The organism is Paenibacillus sp. FSL R10-2736 (genome assembly GCF_038000245.1).
GTDB lineage: Bacteria > Bacillota > Bacilli > Paenibacillales > Paenibacillaceae > Paenibacillus_AQ > Paenibacillus_AQ phytohabitans.
In genome coordinates this window covers 1-23,224 of record NZ_JBBOBN010000002.1, presented here as the reverse complement: position 1 = coordinate 23,224, position 23,224 = coordinate 1, and the positions used below count along the sequence as shown (strand labels likewise).

General features: G+C 52.2%; 18 protein-coding genes. 15 read left to right on the top strand and 3 right to left on the bottom strand.

Annotated elements, in window-relative coordinates; genetic code table 11:
* Positions 1 to 298: 298 nt before the first annotated feature.
* The 5 genes from NSQ73_RS28145 to NSQ73_RS28125 all read left to right on the top strand — a co-directional run bounded on the left by NSQ73_RS28145 (position 299) and on the right by NSQ73_RS28125 (position 8,373).
* Positions 299 to 685: a MarR family winged helix-turn-helix transcriptional regulator gene (locus NSQ73_RS28145; protein ID WP_052422143.1), complete on the top strand. Its 387-nt coding sequence runs from the start codon at positions 299 to 301 to the stop codon at positions 683 to 685.
* Positions 678 to 2,438, top strand: coding sequence for an ABC transporter ATP-binding protein (locus NSQ73_RS28140; RefSeq protein ID WP_076247618.1), 1,761 nt, complete (start codon positions 678 to 680; stop codon positions 2,436 to 2,438). Before NSQ73_RS28145 ends, NSQ73_RS28140 begins: the two co-directional genes overlap by 8 nt.
* Positions 2,435 to 4,339, top strand: coding sequence for an ABC transporter ATP-binding protein (locus NSQ73_RS28135; protein WP_076247616.1), 1,905 nt, complete (start codon positions 2,435 to 2,437; stop codon positions 4,337 to 4,339). The genes NSQ73_RS28140 and NSQ73_RS28135 overlap by 4 nt, the downstream gene beginning before the upstream one ends.
* Before the next feature lie 457 nt (positions 4,340 to 4,796).
* A complete protein-coding gene (locus NSQ73_RS28130; protein ID WP_340989474.1) occupies positions 4,797 to 5,609 on the top strand; it encodes a hypothetical protein in 813 nt (270 codons plus the stop codon).
* Positions 5,610 to 6,147: 538 nt separating this feature from the next.
* The gene (locus NSQ73_RS28125; protein WP_340989472.1) at positions 6,148 to 8,373 is read left to right on the top strand and encodes an MMPL family transporter; all 2,226 of its coding nucleotides are present in this window, start codon (positions 6,148 to 6,150) and stop codon (positions 8,371 to 8,373) included.
* Between the two features lie 97 nt (positions 8,374 to 8,470).
* Here the strand turns inward: NSQ73_RS28125 and NSQ73_RS28120 are convergent, their stop codons facing one another.
* The 3 genes from NSQ73_RS28120 to NSQ73_RS28110 form a co-directional block, all read right to left on the bottom strand.
* A complete protein-coding gene (locus tag NSQ73_RS28120) occupies positions 8,471 to 8,782 on the bottom strand; it encodes an antibiotic biosynthesis monooxygenase (RefSeq protein ID WP_042240425.1) in 312 nt (103 codons plus the stop codon).
* Between the two features lie 41 nt (positions 8,783 to 8,823).
* Positions 8,824 to 9,543: a 3-ketoacyl-ACP reductase gene (locus tag NSQ73_RS28115; RefSeq protein WP_039305517.1), complete on the bottom strand. Its 720-nt coding sequence runs from the start codon at positions 9,541 to 9,543 to the stop codon at positions 8,824 to 8,826.
* Between the two features lie 163 nt (positions 9,544 to 9,706).
* Positions 9,707 to 11,260 (bottom strand): FAD-dependent oxidoreductase, encoded by a 1,554-nt coding sequence (locus NSQ73_RS28110; RefSeq protein ID WP_340989471.1) that lies wholly within the window; start codon positions 11,258 to 11,260, stop codon positions 9,707 to 9,709.
* Positions 11,261 to 11,416: 156 nt separating this feature from the next.
* Between NSQ73_RS28110 and NSQ73_RS28105 the strand changes: the two genes are divergently transcribed.
* The 10 genes from NSQ73_RS28105 to NSQ73_RS28060 form a co-directional block, all read left to right on the top strand.
* A complete protein-coding gene (locus tag NSQ73_RS28105) occupies positions 11,417 to 12,784 on the top strand; it encodes a spore germination protein (protein WP_340989470.1) in 1,368 nt (455 codons plus the stop codon).
* Complete coding sequence (locus NSQ73_RS28100) at positions 12,784 to 13,881, top strand: GerAB/ArcD/ProY family transporter (protein WP_340989468.1); 1,098 nt, start codon at positions 12,784 to 12,786, stop codon at positions 13,879 to 13,881. Before NSQ73_RS28105 ends, NSQ73_RS28100 begins: the two co-directional genes overlap by 1 nt.
* The gene (locus tag NSQ73_RS28095) at positions 13,878 to 14,984 is read left to right on the top strand and encodes a Ger(x)C family spore germination protein (protein WP_340989466.1); all 1,107 of its coding nucleotides are present in this window, start codon (positions 13,878 to 13,880) and stop codon (positions 14,982 to 14,984) included. The genes NSQ73_RS28100 and NSQ73_RS28095 overlap by 4 nt, the downstream gene beginning before the upstream one ends.
* A gap of 73 nt (positions 14,985 to 15,057) precedes the next feature.
* Positions 15,058 to 15,453: a Fur family transcriptional regulator gene (locus tag NSQ73_RS28090; RefSeq protein ID WP_039305505.1), complete on the top strand. Its 396-nt coding sequence runs from the start codon at positions 15,058 to 15,060 to the stop codon at positions 15,451 to 15,453.
* 203 nt (positions 15,454 to 15,656) lie between these two features.
* Entirely contained in the window at positions 15,657 to 17,711 is a 2,055-nt protein-coding gene (locus NSQ73_RS28085) for a methyl-accepting chemotaxis protein (RefSeq protein WP_340989464.1), read from the top strand.
* Positions 17,712 to 17,802: 91 nt separating this feature from the next.
* On the top strand, positions 17,803 to 18,615 hold the full coding sequence (locus NSQ73_RS28080) for a uroporphyrinogen-III synthase (RefSeq protein WP_340989462.1): 813 nt from the start codon (positions 17,803 to 17,805) through the stop codon (positions 18,613 to 18,615).
* A gap of 201 nt (positions 18,616 to 18,816) precedes the next feature.
* Positions 18,817 to 19,449, top strand: a complete 633-nt coding sequence (locus NSQ73_RS28075; protein WP_039305493.1) for a ThuA domain-containing protein — start codon at positions 18,817 to 18,819, stop codon at positions 19,447 to 19,449.
* 158 nt (positions 19,450 to 19,607) lie between these two features.
* Positions 19,608 to 19,964, top strand: coding sequence for a phasin family protein (locus NSQ73_RS28070; protein ID WP_039305489.1), 357 nt, complete (start codon positions 19,608 to 19,610; stop codon positions 19,962 to 19,964).
* Complete coding sequence (locus NSQ73_RS28065; protein ID WP_042140289.1) at positions 19,965 to 21,635, top strand: ABC1 kinase family protein; 1,671 nt, start codon at positions 19,965 to 19,967, stop codon at positions 21,633 to 21,635.
* 425 nt (positions 21,636 to 22,060) lie between these two features.
* Positions 22,061 to 23,224 (top strand): DEAD/DEAH box helicase (locus tag NSQ73_RS28060; protein WP_340989461.1); only part of this gene is annotated, 1,164 nt, incomplete at its 3' end.

Sequence of the window (23,224 nt, the reverse complement as noted above, 5' to 3'; positions counted from 1 at the left end):
GGGAGCATTTGTGCGTGATTATGTGAAAAAAAGAACAATGTTCCTTCATACTGCGTTCTTCAATCTGTAATAATTGATAGCGTATTCAGGAATTGACAAAGGTTTGCCCGGAAAATATAATTAGGTAGCCTAATTAATATAGTATTTAATTATTTGTATACCTAACTAAAAAAGAGGTGGGAACATTGGGATAAATAGAGAAGATGAAAATTCAGTCGGACACAAGCTTTTCTCCGCACTCCGGAAGCTGCGCAAAGGCCACCTGCATCATTCCGTGGAGGGTCATAAGCCAAGTGAGATGACTTTATTGATATGTATTGCACGGGCGTCCCATTCATCTGATGTAGGACTCAAGGTTTCTGAAATCAGCCGCTTTCTGGGGCTGACTCCGCCTACGGTCACACAGCTGATCAACAGTCTGGAGGCTAAGCAGATGGTGGAACGGCAAGCTGACGCCTCCGACCGGAGAGTGGTACGCATCAAGTTGACGGAACAGGGGAAAATTATTACCCGCAAGGCCAAGAAGCACATGGACACCACGCTTAACAAAATGGTGGAGTATCTGGGTGAGGAAGAGTCTGACCAGCTGGCAGAGCTGCTGCTTAAAGTACATGCCTTCATGAAAGACAATCCTCCGCCTAATCTAGACCGGTTACAAATGAACGGAGATGAGAAACTTGATTAAATTACTAAAGCATTTGAGACCCTTCCGATTGGCAATAGCCGCAGTACTGATTCTCGTATTCCTGCAGTCCATGGGGGATTTGTATCTCCCGACCCTGATGAGTGACATTATTGATAAGGGGATTGTAGATGGCGATCAGCCTTATATCTGGAGAATCGGCGGCTTCATGCTGCTGGTAGCGGCCGGCGGTGCAGTCTGCTCCATTATTGCCAGCTATCTGTCAGCTAAGGTTGCAGCCGGCTTCGGTAAGAACACCCGGTCACGGATGTTCAACCATGTCGAGAACTTCACGCTGCATGAATTCGACAAGCTGGGTACGGCATCATTAATTACACGTACCACCAACGATATTACACAAGTCCAGACCGTATTAACTATGATGCTTCGCATGATGATTGGTGCTCCGATGATGATGATCGGCGGGATCATTATGGCGGTGTCCGAGGATGCCAAGCTCTCGCTGATCTTTGTAGTGGTCATTCCGCTGCTGGTTGGAGCGATCTTCTTCATTGGAATGAAGGGGCTTCCGCTGTTTAAAGCCATCCAGATCAAGCTGGATAAATTAAACCTTGTGCTGCGTGAGCATCTGACCGGTATCCGCGTAATCCGCTCGTTCAACCGGATTGAGCATGAGAATAAGCGGTTTAGTCTGGCCAATGCAGATCTGACGGATACTGCAATCAAAGTGAATAAGGTTATGGCCGGACTGATGCCGCTGATGATGATCGTGATGAACTTCTCCATGATCGCTATCCTCTATTATGGTGGAATCCGGATTGGCGACGGCGATCTCCAGGTAGGTTCACTAATGGCCTTCATTCAATATGCAATGCAGATTATGTTCTCCCTCATCATGGTTTCGATGATGTTTGTCCTGATTCCAAGAGCCTCTGCCTCTGCACTGCGTATCAATGAAGTCCTCGATATGCAGCCTGAAATTACGGATCCGACAACCGCAGACCTGAAGACTACGGCTACAGCTACCCATGCGGACGGCCGTGACGGAATGCGCGGTTTTGTGGAGTTCGACAATGTATCCTTCTCTTACCCGGGGGCTGAACAGCCTGCGCTGTCCGGAATTACCTTCAGTGCACGCCCCGGCGAGATTACAGCTATTATCGGCGGAACCGGGTCAGGTAAATCAACGCTGCTAAGCATGATTCCAAGATTCTATGATGCTATTGAAGGTGCGATCCGCGTCGATGGAGTGGATGTACGCCAGATGACGCAGGAGGATCTGCGGAGCAAGATCGGTTATATCCCGCAAAAAGCCGTGCTGTTCACCGGTACCATTAACGAGAATATCCGTTACGGGAAGGAAGACGCTACGGAGGATGAAATCCTTCATGCCGCCAAGGTGGCCCAGGCCTATGATTTCGTAACGGCCATGAAGGACGGCTTCAATTCGGAAATCTCCCAGGGCGGAGGTAATGTCTCCGGCGGCCAGAAGCAGCGTTTGTCCATTGCCCGTGCACTGGTACGGAAACCGGAAGTGTATCTGTTTGATGACAGCTTCTCGGCGCTTGACTTCAAGACCGATGCTAAGCTGCGTGCTGCCCTGAAGGGGGAGACTACAGAATCTACAGTCCTTATTGTCGCACAGCGTGTCAGTACAGTTATGGATGCAGACCGGATTATCGTACTGGATGACGGTGAAATTGTCGGAATGGGCACACACCGTGAGCTGCTGGATAACAATGAGGTGTACCGCGAGATCGTATCCTCGCAGTTGTCAGAGGAGGAAATAGCATGAGTGAGCAGAATAGAGACATGAAACCGCCCCGGCGTTCAGGTGGCGGCTTCGGACCAGGCGGAGGACCCGGCGGTCCGGGCATGAGGATGCCGGCTGAGAAAGCCAAGGACTTCAAGGGAACGCTGCGGCGCCTGACCCGGTATTTGCGCCCGCGCCAGGTTCAGCTGATTATTGTGTTTGTGATGGCGATTGCCAGTACCATATTCAGCATTTTCAGCCCTAAAGTAATGGGTAGAGCTACCACCAAATTGTTTGAAGGCGCCTATGGCAAGCTGATGGGTGTACCTGGAGCGGAGATTGATTTTGGCTATATTAATGATATTCTGATTCTCCTGGCCGGACTGTATCTGTTAAGCTCACTGTTCAGTTATATACAGCAGTATGTAATGGCCGGTGTGGCGCAGAAGGTCGTATATGATATGCGTGAGCAGATCAACAGCAAGCTTGAACGGCTGCCGCTGAAGTATTTCGATTCCCGGACGCACGGGGAAATATTAAGCCGGGCGACCAATGATGTAGACAATATCAGTACTACCCTGCAGCAGAGCTTGACCCAGCTTATTACGTCCATTGTGACGATTATTGGTGTCATCGTAATGATGCTGACCATCAGCCCGTGGCTGACGTTGATTACCATAGTAACGCTGCCGCTGAGCTTCGTGGTCATTATGCTGATCACCAAACGCTCACAGACCTATTTCATCGGCCAGCAGAAGTCGCTGGGACAGCTGAACGGCCATGTTGAGGAAATGTATACCGGACACCGTATTATCAAAGCGTTCGGACGCGAGAAGAACTCTTTGAAGGACTTCAACAAAATTAATGATGACCTGTACAATTCCGGCTGGAGATCCCAGTTCATCTCCGGGATTATTATGCCGCTGATGATGTTTATCGGGAACCTTGGTTATGTGCTCGTCTGTGTGGTCGGCGGGATCTTCGTAACCAAAAAAGCGATTGATGTCGGGGATATCCAGGCCTTCATCCAGTATTCGCGCCAATTCACTATGCCGATTACGCAGACAGCCAATATCGCCAACATCATCCAGTCCACCATCGCTTCGGCGGAACGTGTATTTGAACTGCTGGATGAAGAAGAGGAAGTTCCTGAGGTGGGGACTTCACTTGCGAAGCGTCCAGCGGATGCAGAAGAGGGCTCCGTGGAATTCCGCCACGTGAAGTTCGGCTATAAAGAGGATGCTATCCTCATTGAAGACATGAATATCGAGGTCAGCCCGGGACAGACTATTGCAATTGTAGGTCCGACCGGAGCCGGCAAAACGACCCTGATCAACCTGCTGATGCGCTTCTATGAGATCAGCGGCGGGGAGATTGTGATCGATGGTGTCAACATCACCAATATGAAGCGCAGCGAGCTGCGCAGCAAATTCGGTATGGTGCTCCAGGATACCTGGCTGTTCAACGGCACCATCCGTGACAATATCGCTTACGGCCGGGAAGGTGCTACGGAGGCTGATGTGGTCCGGGCAGCCAAGGCTGCACATGCCGACCACTTCATCCGTACGCTGCCGCTGGGCTATAACACGATCCTGAACGAGGAAGCCTCGAACATCTCCCAAGGGCAAAAGCAGCTGCTTACTATTGCCCGGGCAATCCTGGCCGATCCTTCAATCTTGATTCTGGATGAAGCCACCAGCAGCGTCGATACCCGCACGGAGGTGCAGATCCAGAAGGCTATGAATACGCTGATGAACGGCAGAACCAGCTTCGTTATCGCTCACCGCCTGTCCACCATCCGTGATGCGGATCTGATTCTGGTTATGAATCAGGGCAGCGTGATTGAGAAGGGCACCCATCTGGAGCTGCTCGAAGCAGGCGGCTTCTACGCCGACCTCTACAACAGCCAGTTCTCCGGGGATGATCTGCCGGACGTAGGGTGAATCACCTTCCAAAATAAGTAATAGGCTCATAAAGCCCTAATGTCACAGCAACTCTGCTGAGGATATAGGGGCTTTATTTTTTTGGTTAATCTCGCTAATCGCTTAAGGGCTTTGCAGGACTGTCCTGTTATGTGGGGACACTATGGACGTGGGTCTATTAAGCGTTACTAGTACCCCTTAATCTTTGGATTGTTTTTCTATATGAACCGTTATTGCTCTCTTGTTTCTAGGTGAAGATGGACTACCGTATTAAAAGTCAGCGTTGACATCGTTCTCAAAAATAAGAATCTTTTCTCGCTATCTCTTCGTGGTGAGAGGTGTTATAAATATTAAAATTTATTATTTTTTTAAAAAAATTTCAAATAATTGTAATAATAAAGCGGGAGATTAAAGTGAAAAAATGGTAATATATACAGCAGTAGGCCGGCTACTGAAAATTACCAATGGAGGTTTATTTATGAAAAAAGCTTCTGCCTTCTTTTTATCTTTTGCTTTGATGCTTCTTTTCTCGTTTCCTGTTTTCGCATCTGATAACGTTGTTGCAGAGCCAGAGTATATAGCCCCTTTAGAGAATACAAATACGCTTTCCGAATCTGAGCTTAATGATTATCTTGGGCAAATGGGGTTTACGACTGAAGAAACCAGTTTTATATCCTTAGCTTTAAAAAAGCAGATTGTCAGTGATGGCGGCATAAAAATTAAGGCTGAAAAATTGAATCCTGTAAAAACCATTATAGATGAAGAGGGGAAAGTAGTTTCTTCTAATCAATTTTCCACAAGGTCTGTCCAAGAAGGCAATTTTTCTTTATATGGATTTGCAACAAAAAACAGTTCACCTAATAGCTCCGAAAATAGCTATAATATATATGCACAGTATAATTGGGCAAAAGCACCTACTTTCTGTTTTACAGACACGCTTGGAATGGCTTGGCAGAGCCAGGCCACACCTTACGGAGCACCTTATAGCGTTCATAATTGGAGATCAGATCCACAATTATTCCAATATACAAATAAAACTCAAAAACAAGAAAATGATGGGGATGCAGTAGAGATCAATATTATTTCGACTGGAGATCAATCACAAGATGGATATTTAAAGCAGGAAATAAGGGTAGCAAAATCATACGCCGGACAAACGGGTTCTGTAGCACTCGGTTATGCTCATAAACTAATTCCCGGAGCAGCATTGGCTATTTTAAATTTTTTTAGTGTAGACTTTTCGGGAGCAGCAATAGAAGATTTTACTGATCGTTTTAATTTCACTTATTAAAAAATAATATGTACTGGAGCAGCAATGAATTGTGATTTGCCCCCGTACATAAGACATGGGGAGAGTAAATGGTCTACATTTACATGATAATTACAATTTCTGTTTTTTATTTATTGGTTGGTGTGTCTTCCCTATTTGGAGTACGCTTAGTTAGCGGTGATGATTCTTTATATCTTTTTTTGCTGGCCATCATAGGAATACTTTTATATATCGCTGATAAGCAGAAAAAAAAGTAGCAGATCAGTACTGGAGTTTTCTGGATTAATGGAACCGGAGAGCTCAAGAAATCTTAAACATTCATCAGCTTTAGCGTTTAACAGGGAAACTGTAGAAGCGTAGAGGTAGGGAATCCAATATACGAGGGTCCGCATATCGCTTATGGCGATTTGCGGGCCTGTTTGTTTTGCCGGGGAACAGAATAGAACCCCTTTCAGCTTTGTTAACATAAAAAAGGTTTGATTTAAATTTTTAGGGTATATATGATAAGGATAGTAAAAATGACCCGCGGCTCATTTTAGGCTTGCGGATGGGAGAGAGGATGAAAGGAATGTCAGGCTACGGTAAATGGGTAGCAGGAGGCAAAACAAAATGGATTACCCTTCTGGTGTGGATTGCAGTTGTAGGGGCTTTGACTATGATCTGGCCTTCGGTGAACTCGCAGGTTGTCAATAACGCGCCCAACCTGCCGGAGGATTCGCAATCTGTCCGCGCAGCAGCCCTTGCAGAGGCAGAATTCCCTGCCGGAAGCGGTGTACCGGCCTTGCTGGTATGGCATCGTGAAGGCGGATTATCAGAGGATGATCTCTTACATATAACTGCTGTATACTCCAAGCTTGAACAGCAGCCGCTCGCGCATCAGAACTTCGTTCCGCCGCTTGGTCAGCTGCCGCCGCAGGCGCTGCAGGCTTCACTGTCGGAGGACAGAAGCACACTCGTCACACCGGTGCTGTTTGACAAGAAGGCAGACAGTGACCAGCTCGGGGAATCGCTGACTGAGATGAAGAAGCTGGTGAGTACTGAAACAGGCACAGACCCTTCTGTAGTGAAGCAAGACAGCGGCGACTTAAGCTTGCGGGTTACCGGCCCTGTCGGGATATCGGTAGATGCCACAGGCCTGTTCAAGAATGCCGACGTTTCACTGCTGATTGCAACGGTAATTCTGGTGCTGGTCTTCCTGCTCCTGATCTACCGATCGCCGATTCTGGCATTGATACCGCTCATTGGCGTGGGCTTTGCTTATGGCGTGACCAGTCCGCTGCTCGGCAAGATGGCAGAGGAAGGCTGGATTACGGTGGATTCGCAGGCCGTATCTATTATGACGGTGCTGCTCTTCGGGGCGGGGACAGACTACTGTCTGTTTATGATTTCCCGGTTCCGCCAGATGCTGAAGGTTGAGGAGAATAAGGGGCGTGCACTGCTGAGTGCAATCACCCATTCCTCCGGAGCGATCGCCATGAGCGGATTCACAGTTGTCCTTGCGCTCTTCGCGCTGCTGCTGGCCAAATACGGGGCGTATCACCGCTTTGCGGTTCCGTTCAGTGTCTCCATTCTGATTATGGGGATTGCCAGTCTGACGCTGGTTCCGGCACTATTGGCTATCTTCGGGCGAACCTCGTTCTTCCCGTTTGTTCCGCGCACTCCGCAAATGGAGATTGAGCGGGCCAAGGCCAAGGGGAAGCCGGTACCGGAGCCGAAGCGTTCGTCCAAAAAAGGAATCGGGCATCTTGTCATTTCCCGGCCATGGGCGATCGTAGGAGTAACCGTGGTGGTATTGGGCATTCTGGCTTCGTTCTCCAGCGGAATTAAATTCACCTATGATATCCTATCCTCCTTCCCGAAAGATATGGAATCGCGTGAAGGGTTCGATCTGATCGGCAAGCAGTTCTCTCCCGGAGAGCTGGCACCGGCCAAGCTGATGGTGAATACAGAGGGCCTGAGCGGCGGAGAAGATCTGAAGGTCATCCTGAGCGGCCTGTCCTATGTGGACGTGGTGTCTGATCCGCAGCAGGGGGCCGTCAATAAGAACATCACTGCATATGATATTGAATTCAAGGCCAATCCGTATTCCATCGAGGCAATGAATCACATTCCAGCGCTCCAGGCTACGGTAGAGCAGGCACTGACGGAGTCGGGAATTGAGAACGCGCAGGATAAGGTATGGATTAGCGGACAGACCGCTACCCAGCATGATACCAAGGAGCTCGGGGAACGGGATACTGATCTGATTATACCGGTGGTTATCGGGATGATTACAGTGCTGCTGCTGATCTATCTCCGGTCTGTAGTGGCGACCATTTATCTGGTAGCTACAGTAATTCTCTCCTTCTTCTCGGCACTTGGTCTGGGCTGGATAATTATTCATTATCTGCTCGGTGCAGATGCAATTCAAGGCGCAATTCCGCTCTATTCCTTCGTCTTCCTGGTAGCGCTGGGCGAGGATTATAACATCTTCATGATCTCGAATATCTGGAAAAAGAGTAAAGTTATGCCGCTGAAGCAGGCCATCGCCGAAGGTGTAAACGAAACCGGATCGGTAATCACCTCCGCCGGACTCATTCTGGCAGGTACGTTCGCTGTACTGGCAAGTCTGCCGATTCAGGTGCTGGTGCAATTCGGCATCATCACCGCGATTGGCGTGCTGCTCGATACTTTCGTGGTCCGGCCGTTCCTGGTTCCGGCCATTACCGTGCTTCTGGGCCGCCGGGCCTTCTGGCCGGGCAAGCATCAGGACGTGAGCGAGTCTCCAGCAGCGGGCCGCGAATAACCGGGTTGTGAACTACAGACGCAATAACAGGGATGCCCCGTCAAGCCTTAAAGGCTGCGGGGCATCCCTGTTGTGTATATGCGTATAACGGCTACATTCAGTTACCGGGAGTTCGGCTGAGTAGCAGCTCATACTTGTCGAGTGAGGCGCCGACAATGGCTTCATTCCGGCCGGCCCCGCGGTGCGAATCGCGGAAGGCGGGGCTGGACGTCCAGCCGCTCAGCGCTTCCTCGCTCTCCCAGACAGTACAGATCTTCAGTTCCTCCACGCCTTCTTTGGGCGCGCCCTGCCAGACCTCCATGCGGATAAATCCGGGCATGCTCTGCACCCCATTGTCTGCCCCGAAACGCGAGGCCAGTGCTTCGCCATGTCCTTCTTTGATCTTAATCGTGTTGGTTACTACCAGCATGCCAAGTCCTCCTCATAGGGTATGGGTGTAATCTGCCATTGTTATTGCGGATTGGTCGTCCAGATGCCAGCAGTCTTCAGGAAGACGCGGTCTGGAAGCTTCAAGGCAGCGAGCGTCAGCTCAGCCACATCCTCGGGCTGCATCATCCGGTCTTCATCGCCGATCTTCAGGCCGGCACCGGTGGCCAGACCTGTATTGACGGTGCTGGGGGTCAGTGCCACGACACGGATATTATGCTTGCGGACCTCCATAGCCAGCGCTTCCGTCATACCCATCAGAGCGAATTTGGAAGCACAATAGGCTGAGCCTGTAGCGAAGCCGCGTTCTCCTGCCGTAGAAGAGATATTGATGATGTTGCCGCTGGAACGTTCAATCATAGCAGGCAGTGCCGCGCGGGTTACATAATAGGTGCCGAACAGATTGATCTGCATATGGCGCTCCCAGTCAGCAGGGTCCATCTCCAGGAAGGTGCCAAACTGGGCAATCCCGGCATTATTGATAAGCGCATCGAACGGCCCCAGGTCATTCTGCAGGGCGACAACCGCCCGCTCCGCTTCTTCACGCACCGCGATATCAGCTACAGCAATGCTGACCTTGATGTCATATACCTCAGTCAATGCCGATTTCAGTGCCTCCAGATCTGCTGAAGTTCTGGAGATAAGCCCCAGGTTGGCGCCTTCTTTAGCGAGTGCCATCGCGAGTGCTTTGCCGATCCCTTTACCTGCACCTGTAATTACAATACTGGTTCCTCTTAAATCCATAACCTGTCGTCACGCTCCTTAAGATAGAAAATTCTATATATTGGATGAACATAAGGCTATTATACCTGAGCGGACAGAGACAATCACGCCGGGACAGGCGGAGAGGGACAAGACAGTCCATTCTAATTGAATGTCTCTGTACACTGCTGTATATGAAGCAGGCTCACTGCTTGGCTGTGAGGTTCTTAAGCGGCACTGTTGCCGGTCCTTCGAGCACATCGCCCTCATAAGAAAAGCGGGAGCCGTGGCACGGGCAATCCCAGGAGCGTTCCCCGTCATTCCATTCGCATTCACAGCCCATATGTGTGCAGGTTCTGTCCACGAGATGCAGCCTGTTCTCAGGGTCGCGGTAGCCGCCAACCCGTTTGCCGTCATGGAAAACAACGGCCCCTTCGTCCGGCGCAAGCTCGTCTGTTTTTTTATGGATAATCTCCACTTTTCCGGCTACAAGCTCTTTGGCGACCGAGAAGTTCTGTACAATGAAATTTTTGATGCCCGGATTAGCCTTGAAGCGTGCCGGATCATACAGCTCCTTATAAGGGTTGCTGCTGCCTGCAATTCCGTCCGCAATCAGGCGTGCAGCCAGCGTCCCGCTGGTCATTCCCCACTTGCCGAAGCCTGTGGCAATATAGATTTCTTCATCTTCCGCCCGCTTGCCGATGTAGGGAACCCGGTCCAGGGTGATCAGATCCTGCGCCGACCAGCGGAAGGGAATGCTGCGGATGCCGAGCAGTTCTCCCGCAAACTTCTCCAGATTCTCATAGTGGCCGAAGGTGCAGATGCCCTGTCCGGTCTTATGGTTATTACCGCCGACGATAACCAGCTTCTGCCCGCCCCATTCCACCGCGCGCAGCGAGCGGGTAGGTTCACTGGCACTCAGGTACATGCCGCCCTCATAATCAGCTTCCGGCTCAATAGCCAGGCAATAGGACCGCTCCGCGTGCAGCCGTGAGAAATAGAGGGAGCCTCCATCATAGAATGGGAAATGGGAGGCGGACACAGCATGGCGGCATTTAATTTTGAACTTCTCCCCTTCGGTATAGAGGGTGAGATGCCCGTCCGTATCGACCTTTTCACCAATCATCGTATGCTCGTATACCGTGCCGCCCTTGTCCAGCACGACCTGCAGCAGCCCTTTCAGGTACTCCAGCGGATGAAAACGGGCTTGTCCGGGCAGCTTGATCGCACCGCCGGCTCTAAGTGGCAGCGAAACCTGATCCAGCCATTCTCCGGGCAGTCCAAGCTTGCTGTAGGCCTCGAATTCAGCAGCCAGCTGCTTGAGCGTCTTCTCATCTCCCATATCGGCATACAGATACGCAGGTTCCCGCGTCAACCCGCAGGACAGCCCCAGTTCTTCCGCCGTAGCTATCATCCACTCCAGCGCTTCACTGTTTGACTGGAAATAGAGCCGGGCCTGTTCTTCCCCAAAGTGCTTCAGCAGATCGCTGTAGATCATTCCGTGCTGGGCGGAGATTTTGGCGCTGGTGAAGCCGGTGGTACCGCCGAGGATCTCTCCGGCTTCGAGCAGAGTGACCTTATACCCGGCCTTGGACAGCAAATAAGCTGTCGTAATACCCGTAATGCCTGCTCCGACAATGGCTACGTCTGTGACATGATCTTCCGCAAGCTCCGGAAAAGAGGGCAGCTCCGTGCTGCCCCTCCATAGGGATTCCGGAAATTGCGGAAGACCTTGCGAGCGGTGATCCTGTGAATTCATGAGTTGATCCCTCCATTAGTCAGTATTCATTTCATTTATTACCACACTTCCGGCAAAAGAAACGCCGTAGCCCGGCAGAAGGTGCATGAAAAGAGGGCGACAGTGCCAAAATAAGGGGAAGTCCCCGGTGATTCGGGCCTGGAGGGAGAATGATCCATGTCAGGACAAGTGCATAAGCAGGGAGTGACCCTGGAATGGATCAGGGGACAGCTGAGCGGTTTCGGTGACCTGGAGGACAAGATCATGGCCGTTCCCTCTGGAGAGGTCAGCCTGCTGTATATCAAGAGTGTTACGGATGGACAGACCATCAGAAGGAATGTCGTTGCACCGTTCTACGAGATGGGCGATCCGGCAGCTTACTATAGCTACATTGCGGATTACCCCGGAAGTGAGGAAGTTACAGAGGGGACGCGTGCGCTGGACCTTCTGCTTAGCGGTTATGCCTGTATAGGCCAGGCCGGCCGGCTCTGCTTCTTCGATGCGCTCAAGGCTGAGGTTAGCGGTGTTAAAGAAACGATAACCGAGAGTATCAGCCAAGGCCCGTCAGATGCGCTGGGCGAGAGTCTGGCGGTTAATCTGAACCTGATCCGGCGGCGTTATCAGTCCTCGTCACTGAAGATGGAGTTCACTATCATCGGCAACGTGTCCAAGACTAAGGTGGCTATACTCTATGACGAGAGCAGAGTGAACCACGATGTTCTGGCCGAATTAAAAGAGAAGCTGGACTCTCTTAAGCTGGATGTTCTGCAGGCTGCCGGTGAGCTGGAGAAATATATCAGCAGCGACAAGCTGCGCATTTTCCCCAAAACAATTGTTACGGAGCGCCCGGACCGGGTGGTGTTCAATTTGGCTGAAGGCAAGGTTGCTGTAATGCTGGATACTACCGGATACGCGATTGTGCTCCCGTCTATTTTCAATGACTTCTTCACAGCTATGGATGATAAAATTCATCTTCCCTTTGTTGGACGTTTCTTAAAGCTGCTGCGCATTCTCGGTGTGGCCATGACGCTGTGGCTGCCTGCCCTGTACATTGCCTTCACCTCCTATAATCCGGAGATTGTGCGCGTGCAGATTGCCCTGCTGATCGGGGGAAGCCGTGCTACAGTGCCTTATCCTTCTTTTGTCGAGGTCATTCTGATGATGATTATGATGGAATTTCTGACCGAAGCGAGCTTGCGGCTGCCCCGGGCTATTGGTCCGACGGCCACTACGGTTGGCGGTCTGATACTGGGCCAAGCCGCTACTGCGGCGGGACTGATCGGCAACATTATGATTATTCTGGTTTCCGTTGTGGCGATATCCAATTTCCTGATTCCGCTGAATATGATGAGCTTCTCTATCCGTGTGCTGAAATATTTCTTCGTCATAGCTGCGGCAGTGCTCGGTCTCGTCGGTGTTGTCATCTGCCTGGTGGGCTTCATCATGTATTTATGCAGCCAGCGCAGCTTCGGCCAGCCGTATTTCAAGATGTTTTTCCTCGATACGCTGGGAACGGCCCTGAGGAAGAAAAGCGGTGGGGAGTGATGGCTAAGAGCCGCTATTTCTATTGTCTTTTTCTCATGAATTCCCTGATCAACATCATTAATTTCGCCCCCCGGGAGCTGATCGATGCCCGCTTTGACGGGGCGCAGTCCTCCATTCTGGTTGCGGTGGCTACGGGCACCCTGTTTATCTACCTGTTCACCAAAGTCATCAATAAATTCCCCGGACAGGGACTGCCGGAAATCTTCGGGTCGGCCTTGCCTAAGCTGCTGGCTGCTCCGCTGATTTTTGTGTATGCGGTTCTCTGGTATATGGCCGGGGCGCTGATTCTGTTGTCCTTTGTGGACATTACGCTGCGTTTTATCAGCCCGGATACAGGGCCGTATGCAATATTACTCGGCTTCCTGGCTGTTGTCTGCCTGTGTTCCCGGATAGACTCGCTGTCATTGCTCTACGGGCTGGAGGTTACGCTGGGGATTACCCTGCCTTTAATTCTGTATACAACAGTCAAGGCGATTATTAACCCGGATTTCAGCTGGGATGCCGTGCTGCAGGTAATGACTCACTCTCTGCATGCCCCGGATATGAACAGTATTGCGGCCGCAACGTTTACCTTCAGCGGTTATATCAATCTGGCGGTGTTCAACCGGGTATTTCATGGACTGAGGCTCAAGCATATATGGATTCTGAGTCTGGAAGGTTTTCTGGTGCTTGCCATATGCTTTTTTGTGCCGATCGGATATCACGGGACCGTTGGCATCGAACGGCATGTGTATACATGGTTTACAACGGCAGACAGCATCCGCATCGAGGCTTTCCTGATCGAACGCATGCTGTATATCTTCTATTTCGCCTACATTACGTTATCCCTGGTCAGCGCCATTATCCAGTGGCATGTCGGCAAAGAGCTGCTGCTCAGCCTGCTGCCCTCCACGGCTAAGAAGCCTAAGAAAAAACTGCGTCAGGAGATCGTCATCCTGGTCCTGTTTGCTGCCGGAGCCTTCGCCCTTATGCGTATGGATCAATACGACCTTAATATGCTTGGAGTATTCCTGCTGCATATCCGCTGGTACGGGGAGCTGCTGCTGATTCTCCTGCTGTTCTGGTGCTACTGGATTGTAAGGAGGCGGAGGGCATGAGAACCAAAAAGAGGGCAGTCTGCCTCCTGCTGTTACTGATGTGCATGACAGTGACAGGCTGCAATTTCAAAGATATCGACCGGAGAATATTTGTGGTCGCCATCGGGATCGATTCCGGCAAGGTGGAAGGAACATTCAAGGTTAGTCTGAAGCTGGCCATTCCTCAAGGGGATGTGACCAAGATCGATGAGAAGATGCAGATCCTCACCGAAGAATCGGAGAGTATCTCCGAGGCACTGCGCAGGATGAAGTCCAAAGTGGAGAAGGAACTGGACTATGTTCACTGCAAGACGATAATTCTGGGTGAGCAAATCGCCGCCAAAGATATCCGGCATGTGATAGACTGGGCGATGCGGCGCAGGGATATCCAGTCTATTCTTAATTTTGCCATCGGAAGACCAGGGGCGCTGGAAGTTCTGCAGGTGAAGCCGCCGTCCGAGCGAATCCCGTCTAACTCGCTGATTCTGGCGATGAGCGGACAGGGGACGGAGTCGCCTTTTATCTCCAGTGTGTTCTCCTATCAGCTGATGCGGAGTATTTATGAGAACGGTATCGATCCTATTCTGCCTATTATTGAAGCGCAGGGGGAAGAACAGTTCCTGATCAATAAGGTTGCCCTGCTGGATAAGAGTAAACTCAAGCTTGTTCTCACACCTGACGAGACCAGACTGTTCAATCTGCTGTCCCGGTCCAATCTGCGGACGAACTTTCCGGCTCACTTAGGCGGCGGGATGTATCAGTACTATACAGAGAGCAGTTCCTCCGGCTACCGGATTGTGACGCAGCAGGAGGATAACCCGTACATCCGGTACAACATTAAGATCCGGGCAATTCTGGAGGAAAATAGTACAGAGGATATGGTAACTCATCACATGCTGAAGGAGATCGGGGAGTCAGGTGCAGCGGAACTCAGCAAGGCAGTTACAGCATTGCTGATCAAAATCCGGGACAGCGGGATGGACCCTATGGGCTGGGGGCTGCATTACGGGGCCCGGCACTGGAATAATGACACAGAAATGGCGGTGTGGGAGAGTCTGTATCCCCGGCTGGAATTTCAGGTTAAGGCAGATGTGGATGTGAAATACTCGGGAATGATCAAATAGAGTCCCGCCCGGATTGACGCTTCCGGCACTAGGACTTATACTTGATCTAAAAACAAATTAGAGGATGATAAAGATGAGAACGCTGAACTTAACCTCTCAACGTCAGGCCGTGTATGATATCGTCCGTAATTCCCATGACCATCCTACTGCTGCGGAAGTAATGAACCGGCTCGTAGAGCAGGGGCATAACCTGGCCTATGGGACTGTCTATAATTCACTGCGGTATCTTTCGGATAAACAAATGATCCGTGAACTGAAGCTCGGAGAGGCGGCCAGCAGATATGATGCCCGTCTGGACGACCATCAGCATATTATCTGTGAAATCTGCGGCGCAGTGGATGAAGTGATGAGTCAGGTTCCGCAGGCGTGGATCGATACGGTAGCGGAGGATACGGGTTATTCCATCACCCATACACATGTTGTATTTGGAGGCGTATGTCCAGCCTGCCGGAATAAGAATTCGCACTAGAAAAAAGAATAAATATAACAAAAGACCGTTTTCATAAAAACGGTTTTTTGCTGTGTATATATGAAAATTATTAAGCAACATAGGAGAATTATAATGAATTCCCGGAGAAAAGAGGATTTCCAGGGGCGATATTTAATTATATATTGAGGCTGCAGATTTATCGTGCTTAAGACCCATAAAGAAAGAGAGAGTGAGCCCTTCATATGAATAAAAAGGCGCGTCTGACCATCCGCACGAAGCTAATTCTTACATATTTGCTTGTTTTGCTTGTACCCAGCATCATTATAGGCTGGCAGACCTATCAATCGGCCAGCAGTAAAGTCGGGGAGCAGCTCACCCAAAATGCCACGGAAAGTGTAGTGGCGGTGAACGAAATTATCGATGCAAACATTCAATCCAAAATTGATGATATTAACTACTTCGCTGCGCAGCTCACGGCGGATTCTATTAACAATGAAGCGGCGGGGGCGGGGGCGCCTGCACTGGAGGCCAGACTTAAGGAGTATGCCAAGCTGCATTCCGATGTGCTTGATATTTATGCCGGAACCAGTAAAGGCAAGGGTATCCGTGCGGCCGATATCCAGCTGCCGGACGGCTATGACCCGCGCAAGGAGAACGCTTATATCAATGCGCTTAAGCATGGCAGCGGGATTGTGATCTCACCGGTATTCCAGACCGTGAATAATGAGTCGGCTATTGCCATTTCAGCAGTGCTGGAAGGCGGGAACGGGGTAGTGGGTCTGGATCTGAACCTGTCTTCGCTGGCTGATCTGACAGATATCAAGGTAGGCGAAGAAGGTTATATTCTGATTATCGACAGCAGCAAGAAATTCCTGGTTCACCCGACCGAAGCTATTGGCGAGGAGTCCTCACTTGATTTCGTGAAGCAAATGTTCGAAAGTGAGAGCGGCAGCTTCGATTATGACTATAAGGATTCATCCAAGAAGATGACCTTCATGGTGAATGAGCTGACCGGCTGGAGAATCGGGGGAACCATCAGTAAGAATGAGATTACCCGTGCGACGAGTGATATCCGGGAGACGGTATTCATTGTAATCTCTGTTTCTGTATTGCTGGCGCTGGTGCTTATCTACTTCAATGTCTCGTCGATCCTGAAGCCGCTGATGCGGCTGCGCAGAGCGACAGAGCTAATCGCCGGGGGCGACCTGTCACAGGATATCGGGGACTTCCGCAGAGATGAGATTGGCCTGCTGGCTGAGAATTTCCGCCTGATGGTCGGCAATCTGCGGCAGATGATTATCGGTGTACAGGAGATGACCGACAATGTCTCCTCATCCGCCGAGGAACTGACAGCGGGGGCTGAGCAGACTACCAAAGCGATAGAGCATGTTACGATAGCGATCCAGGAGGTAGCGGCCGGAACAGAGCGTCAGGTTAACAGTGTCAATAAAGGAATGATAAGTACGGCTGCCACTACAAGCGAGGTAGAGCATATTTCAGGATTCATGGAGCAGGTATCGGCGATGATGGACAAGACCTCGCTCTCTGCTTCAGAGGGGAATGAATCTGTAATCAGCGTAGTCGATAAGATCAACGGGATTCATGAAACGGTAGAGGAGCTGGGCGGGGTCATTGATAAGCTTAACGAGCGGACCGGACAGATCCAGGGGATTGTCGGTGTAATTACCGGGATCTCGCGGCAGACCAACCTGCTGGCGCTGAATGCTTCCATTGAAGCAGCCAGGGCAGGCGAGCAGGGCCGCGGCTTCGCGGTTGTCGCCTCAGAGGTGCGCAAGCTGGCTGAAGAATCAGAGAAGTCGGCAAGAATGATCTCCGAACAGATTACTTCAATTAATGCAGAGATGATCCAGGCTACAGCTACCATGGAGTATGCGAAGAACCGGGTATCCGAAGGCATTATGGCGGTCGATACGACCGGACGCTCCTTCTCACGGATCCGCAGGGCGGTTAAAGGGGCGGCGGAGAAGATTGAAGCGATGAATGGGGCAGTGCATACGCTGACGGCAGAAGCGGATAGTATGGAGAAGGCCATCGGAGAGATCCGCGGGATCACCCAGGAGGCGGCAGGCAATACCGAAACCATCTCAGCTGCTGCCCAGCAGCAGCTGGCATCGGTGGAAGAGATCGCTTCTTCCTCGGCAGATCTGAGCCATCTTGCCGATGAACTGCAGCGGCTGGTCGGCAAATTCAAATTATATCCGGGAAATCAGGCTCCGGGTGCAGCGGATACCGTCCGGCAGAGTAGCGGTAGTTCCGGAGACCAGCGGAATTCCTGAAGCAGAAAGTGCGCTGCGGTCTTCCCTTTTACCTCCTTTTGCAAGTATACTGATAAGCAATAATATGGGGTGACGAAGGAGAGAAGCATTCATGGCAGAGCAATTGAAGGGCATTACCATTGCCCTGGCGGGTCCGCGCAAGGCGGAAGAAATGGCCAAGCTGATACAGAATATGGGTGGGACTGCGCTGCACCGTCCCGCCCAGGGGACGTCATTTCTCGATGATGCTGCACTGCGTGACGGGCTGACGGCCTGGACAGACCAGCCGCCGGACCTGGCAGTTCTGACGACCGGAATGGGAATCGACGCATTGTTCGAGATGGCCGCGAAGCTGGAGCTTGCGGACCGCTTCCTGGAAGTTCTCTCCGCTTCACCTATTGCTGCGCGCGGCTATAAGACAGTCAATGCCTTGAAGAAGCGGGGGCTGGAGCCCGTGGTGCGCGACGATGACGGCAGCACCAAAGGGCTGATCCGCGGTTTGCAGGATTGGGATTTGCAGGGCAAGCGGGTCAGACTGCAACTGCACGGAGAGTCTGCCCCGCATCTGGTCCAGTGGCTGGAGCAGGCGGGAGCAGAGGTCAGCTGGGTGCAGCCGTACCGGTACACGCAGCCGGAGCCGGGAGCGCTGGCCCTGCTGCTGGCGGATATTACAGAAGGCCGGGTGAACGCGGTAGCCTTCACAAGTGCTCCGCAATTCCGTTTCCTGGCGCAGTATGCGCGGGAGCAGGGCAGGCTGGAAGAACTCGTTCAGGCTTTGGAGGATAAGGTGCTGGCTGTATCTGTCGGCCGGCTTACCTCTGAAGCCCTCAAGGAAGAGGGCGTGAAGCGGATCATTATGCCGGAGCATGAACGGATGGGCAGCATGTTCGTAGAGCTGGGCCGTTATATCGCGGCTTCCCGGTAACCGGTAGCACCAGGCCGGGCTGCACAGGCACCCAGAGCAGGAATTCCCGTCCGGTACAGGACGGGAATTCTTTTTGGACAACCCGGATTAGCGTATTCTTACTATAAAAGCAGCCCGTTTTATGGACATCGGGAGCTGTTTTCCTTAGAATAATAGGCAACGTTCAACTACAAAGATAAAGAAATAAGGAGGAGGAGACCCATGGATAAGAGAAAATGCCTGTTACTTGGCGATTATACCCACCCACGGTTTCACCCGCTGCAAGGCGTAGACAAGCAGGTCAGCGAGATTCTGAATGATCTTCTGACCGTACAGTGCTCGGAGAATAAAAAGCTGCTGTTAAGCGAACATTTGGCAGGATATGATCTCTGCATTGCATATAACGAATTATGGAACGAAACCGTATCTCCCCAGCAGACGGCGGGTTTGCTGAGTTATGTAAGCGGCGGCGGCGGCCTGATTGTCCTGCATACCGGTGTTTCGCTGGCGAAGCGGTATGAGCTGGCACATCTGATCGGCGGCAGATTCACCGGACATCCTCCCTATGCACCGCTGAATTTCAAGGTGCGGGAACATGATATCACCGAAGGCATTGAGGATTTCCAGCTCGATGAAGAGCCGTACCGTTTCGAGTTCGACCCCTTCACCGATAAGAAGATTCTGCTTGAATATGAAGCGGACGGGGAAATGCTGCCTGCGGCCTGGTGCCACAGCTACGGTCAGGGACGGGTTGTCTACCTTATGCCCGGCCATCATGAGCCTTCGTTCCGTCATCCGGCAGTCCGCCAGCTGATTCTGCGCGCAGCCACCTGGGCGGCACGGATTCCGAGATAACCCCGGACTTTTGTGAAAGACAGTATATATTTTGGGGTCCCCGCAAAGTACCTGAGTAATCATCGAAGATTTGGCCCCACTTTGTGGGGTTATTTTGTGAATTGGCCCGCTAAGGGGTATACTCTAACCATAACTGGAATCTTTGGGAGGGAAGTACCATGAGTGATTTGTTCAAGAAAGCAATCTCTTTAGGAGTGGGCCTCACCATTGTCAGCAAGGAAAAGGTTGAAAAGGTCGTAGATGAACTCGTCAAGCGGGGCGAGCTTGCGCCATCGGAATCCAAGGCACTGGTTGACCGGCTGGTGGAGCGCGGTGAAGAAGAACGCGGTACCTTCAAAGCAGCTGTACATGAGCAGGTTCAGAAGGTGCTGAAGGAGCTCAAGGTGCCTGTTCAAGGAGACATTGCCGGACTGGAATCGCGCATTGCTGTGCTTGAACGCCGCGTGGCCGAGCTGGAGGGCAATACGGCTCCCCGCACCCAGGAGGATGTCGTGCCGGAAACGCATACGGAATAAATGGCAGTCCGCATAAGACATGCCGGCCGTTACCGGGCAATAGCCATGGCGCTGATGCGTCATGGCTTCGGCTATATGGTGGAGGAACTGGGCCTCTATCATCTCCTGTCCCTTCCGCGCCGGATTATTACGCAGGAGGTTCACGAAAGCGTAACACTCGGGGAGCGGATCCGCCGGGTGCTGGAGGATCTGGGGCCAACGTTTGTCAAATTGGGCCAGCTCGCCAGTACACGTTCCGATCTGCTGCCGGATTCAATTATACAGGAGCTTATTAAGCTGCAGGACAATGTGCCGCCGTTCTCGGCCGAGACGGCCCGCAATATTATCGAGCAGGAACTCGATCAGCATATGGATGCGGTCTTTGAGTACTTCGAGAACAATCCGCTTGCTGCGGCTTCCATCGGTCAGGTGCACCGGGCGGTGCTGCACGGCGGCCAGAGTGTAGCGGTCAAGATTCAGCGTCCCGGCGTCATGCGGACCATGAGCCGGGATCTTGAAATTCTGCTGGATCTAAGCGTCCTGGCTGAGCGGAAGATGGACTGGGCCAAGCAATACGGATTAACCCGGATGGTCGAGGAGTTCTCCCGCGCCCTGATGGCCGAGCTTGATTATGCCCAGGAAGGGCGCAATGCCGAACGTATAGCCGGGCATCTGACTGCCCAGGATAATGTATATATACCGGCCATCTATTGGGATTTCAGCTCGACACGGGTGCTGACGATGGAATACGTGGACGGAATTACGCTGAACCGCAGGGATGAGCTGCTGAACAAGGGCGTCAAGCTCAAGACTATTGCCCAGCAGCTTGTAGAGATGATGCTGAACCAGATTTTCATCCATGGCTTCTTTCATGCCGATCCGCATCCGGGCAATGTCATGGTGCTGGAGGACGGCAAGCTGGCTCTGATTGATTTCGGGATGGTCGGTCGGCTGAGCGAGGAAATGAAGGACGGGCTGTCCGCACTCGTGATCGCACTGATGCGCAAGAACACCGATTCGATGGTACGGGCCATTCTGCGGCTGGGTGTGATTCCGGAGGATGCCGACCGGATGGCGCTGCATGATGATATGGACCGGCTGCGGGAGCAGTATTATGATATCCCGTTCAAGCAGGTCAGCATCGGCAAGGCGCTGAATGATCTGTTCGGCATTGCCCGCAAGCACCGGCTGGTTATTCCGCCGGATCTCGCGATGCTGGGCAAGACGATGCTGACGCTGGAGGGCATGGTCGCCAGCCTCGACCCGGCCTTCAGCATAGTGCAGATGGCCGAGCCGTTCGGCAGGCAGCTGGTGAAGCAGCGCTTCAGCGGAAGCCGGCTGCAGCGCAAGCTGCTCGGCGGAGTAGCCGATCTTGCCGAGAGTCTGGTGGAGCTTCCTGCCCAGGCCCGGCAGCTCTCCGCGCTGCTCAGCAAGGGGAAGCTCAAGGTGGAGATTGGGGTACCTGAGCTCCAGAATCTGGAGCACAAGTTCAGCCGGGTCGGCAACCGGCTCTCCTTCAGTATCGTACTGCTGGCCTTCAGCATTATTATGGCCGGTCTGATTGTTGCTTCCTCTCTGCGCGGTGAGCCTTCGCTGCTCTGGGATTTCCCCATCGTGGAGATCGGCTCCGTCATCGCTATGCTGATGATTATATGGCTGCTGTTCTCGATATTCAAATCAGGAAGATTCTAGCGGGATAAGTCCCGGGAAATAATTATTCTTCCGCAGATGCACACAAGCGGCGCGAAATCAAGTACAATATATAAAGATAACTTGCCCAAAATTAAAGTGTAATGGAACGCAAATGGAGTGCCGTCTGAATGTCCGGTGGATCGCTGCTGCCCCAGAAACCGAACTTCGACTGCAGCCTTGCGGGCCAGTGGAACGGAAGGGCTCCGGCAACGGGGTTCTTCCGCTTTTGTTTGATACGGATACCTGAGAGCGATATCTGGACTGGCTGTCCTGGCACAGCACACTATGCAGGACGGTGCAGCCGTTGCCGCCTGATAACGGGCTTATGCCGCAGGCCAAGCCTTGTGAATGCGTACATTACTCCGATAAATGGATGAATATAAGTTATGAAGTGAAAACTTAGGGAAAATAGTGAGGTGGAGCAATTGCCGGGTTTTAAAGAATTAGGAGTTTCAGAAGTACTAAACGATCTGCTCAAGGGGCAGGGAATCGTGAAGCCGACGCCGGTGCAGGAAGAGGCGATTCCGCCGCTGGTAGAGGGTCTCGATGTTATCGCCCGTGCCAAGACGGGAACAGGGAAGACACTGGCTTTCCTGCTGCCGATTATGGACAAGATCCGGGTAGAGGCGGCTTATCCGCAGGCGCTTATTCTTGCGCCTACGCGTGAACTTGCGCTGCAGATTACCGAAGAAGCGCGCAAGCTGGCGCGCCATACGGGAGTGAAGATTCTGGCAGTCTATGGCGGACAGGATGTGGAGAAACAGCTCCGCAAGCTGGAAGGCGGCAGACATCTCATTATCGGAACGCCGGGACGGCTGCTGGATCACCTGCGCCGGGAGACGCTGGACTTAGGCGGCGTGAAGATGCTGGTGCTGGATGAAGCGGACCAGATGCTGCACATGGGCTTCCTGGAGGATGTAGAGACGATCATTACGGCTGTGCCTTACCGCCGCCAGACAATGCTGTTCTCTGCAACAATGCCGGACCCGATCAAACGACTGGCTGCGAATTATATGAAAGAACCGCTTGATATCATTATCAAGAGCGGCTCTCCAATTCCGCTGGACAATATCCGCCAGCAGGTAGTGGAATGCTCTGACCGCAATAAGGAAGAGGCGCTGATCTCCCTGATCGAGCGGGACCGCCCGTACCTGGCGATCATCTTCTGCCGGACCAAACGCCGGGCCATCAAGCTGAACGAAGCACTGCAGGCGGCCGGGTATGACTGCGACGAATTGCACGGCGACTTGTCGCAGGGCAAACGCGAAGCGGTTATGAAGCGGTTCCGCGATGCTAAGCTGCAGCTGCTGGTTGCTACGGATGTGGCAGCCCGCGGGCTTGATGTGGAAGGCATTACCCACATCTTCAACTACGATCTTCCGCTGGATGCGGACAGCTATATTCACCGGATCGGCCGCACGGGCCGCGCCGGAGGCAAAGGCCTTGCGATCACGTTCTCTTCGCCGCGTGAACGCGCCGGGCTCGAACTGATCGAGCAGGGCATCTCCCAGCGGCTGGACCGCCGCCGGTACGAGAAGGATGAATTCGGCGTTGGCGAATTCACCTCTGTGCAAGGCGGCGGCTCGCCG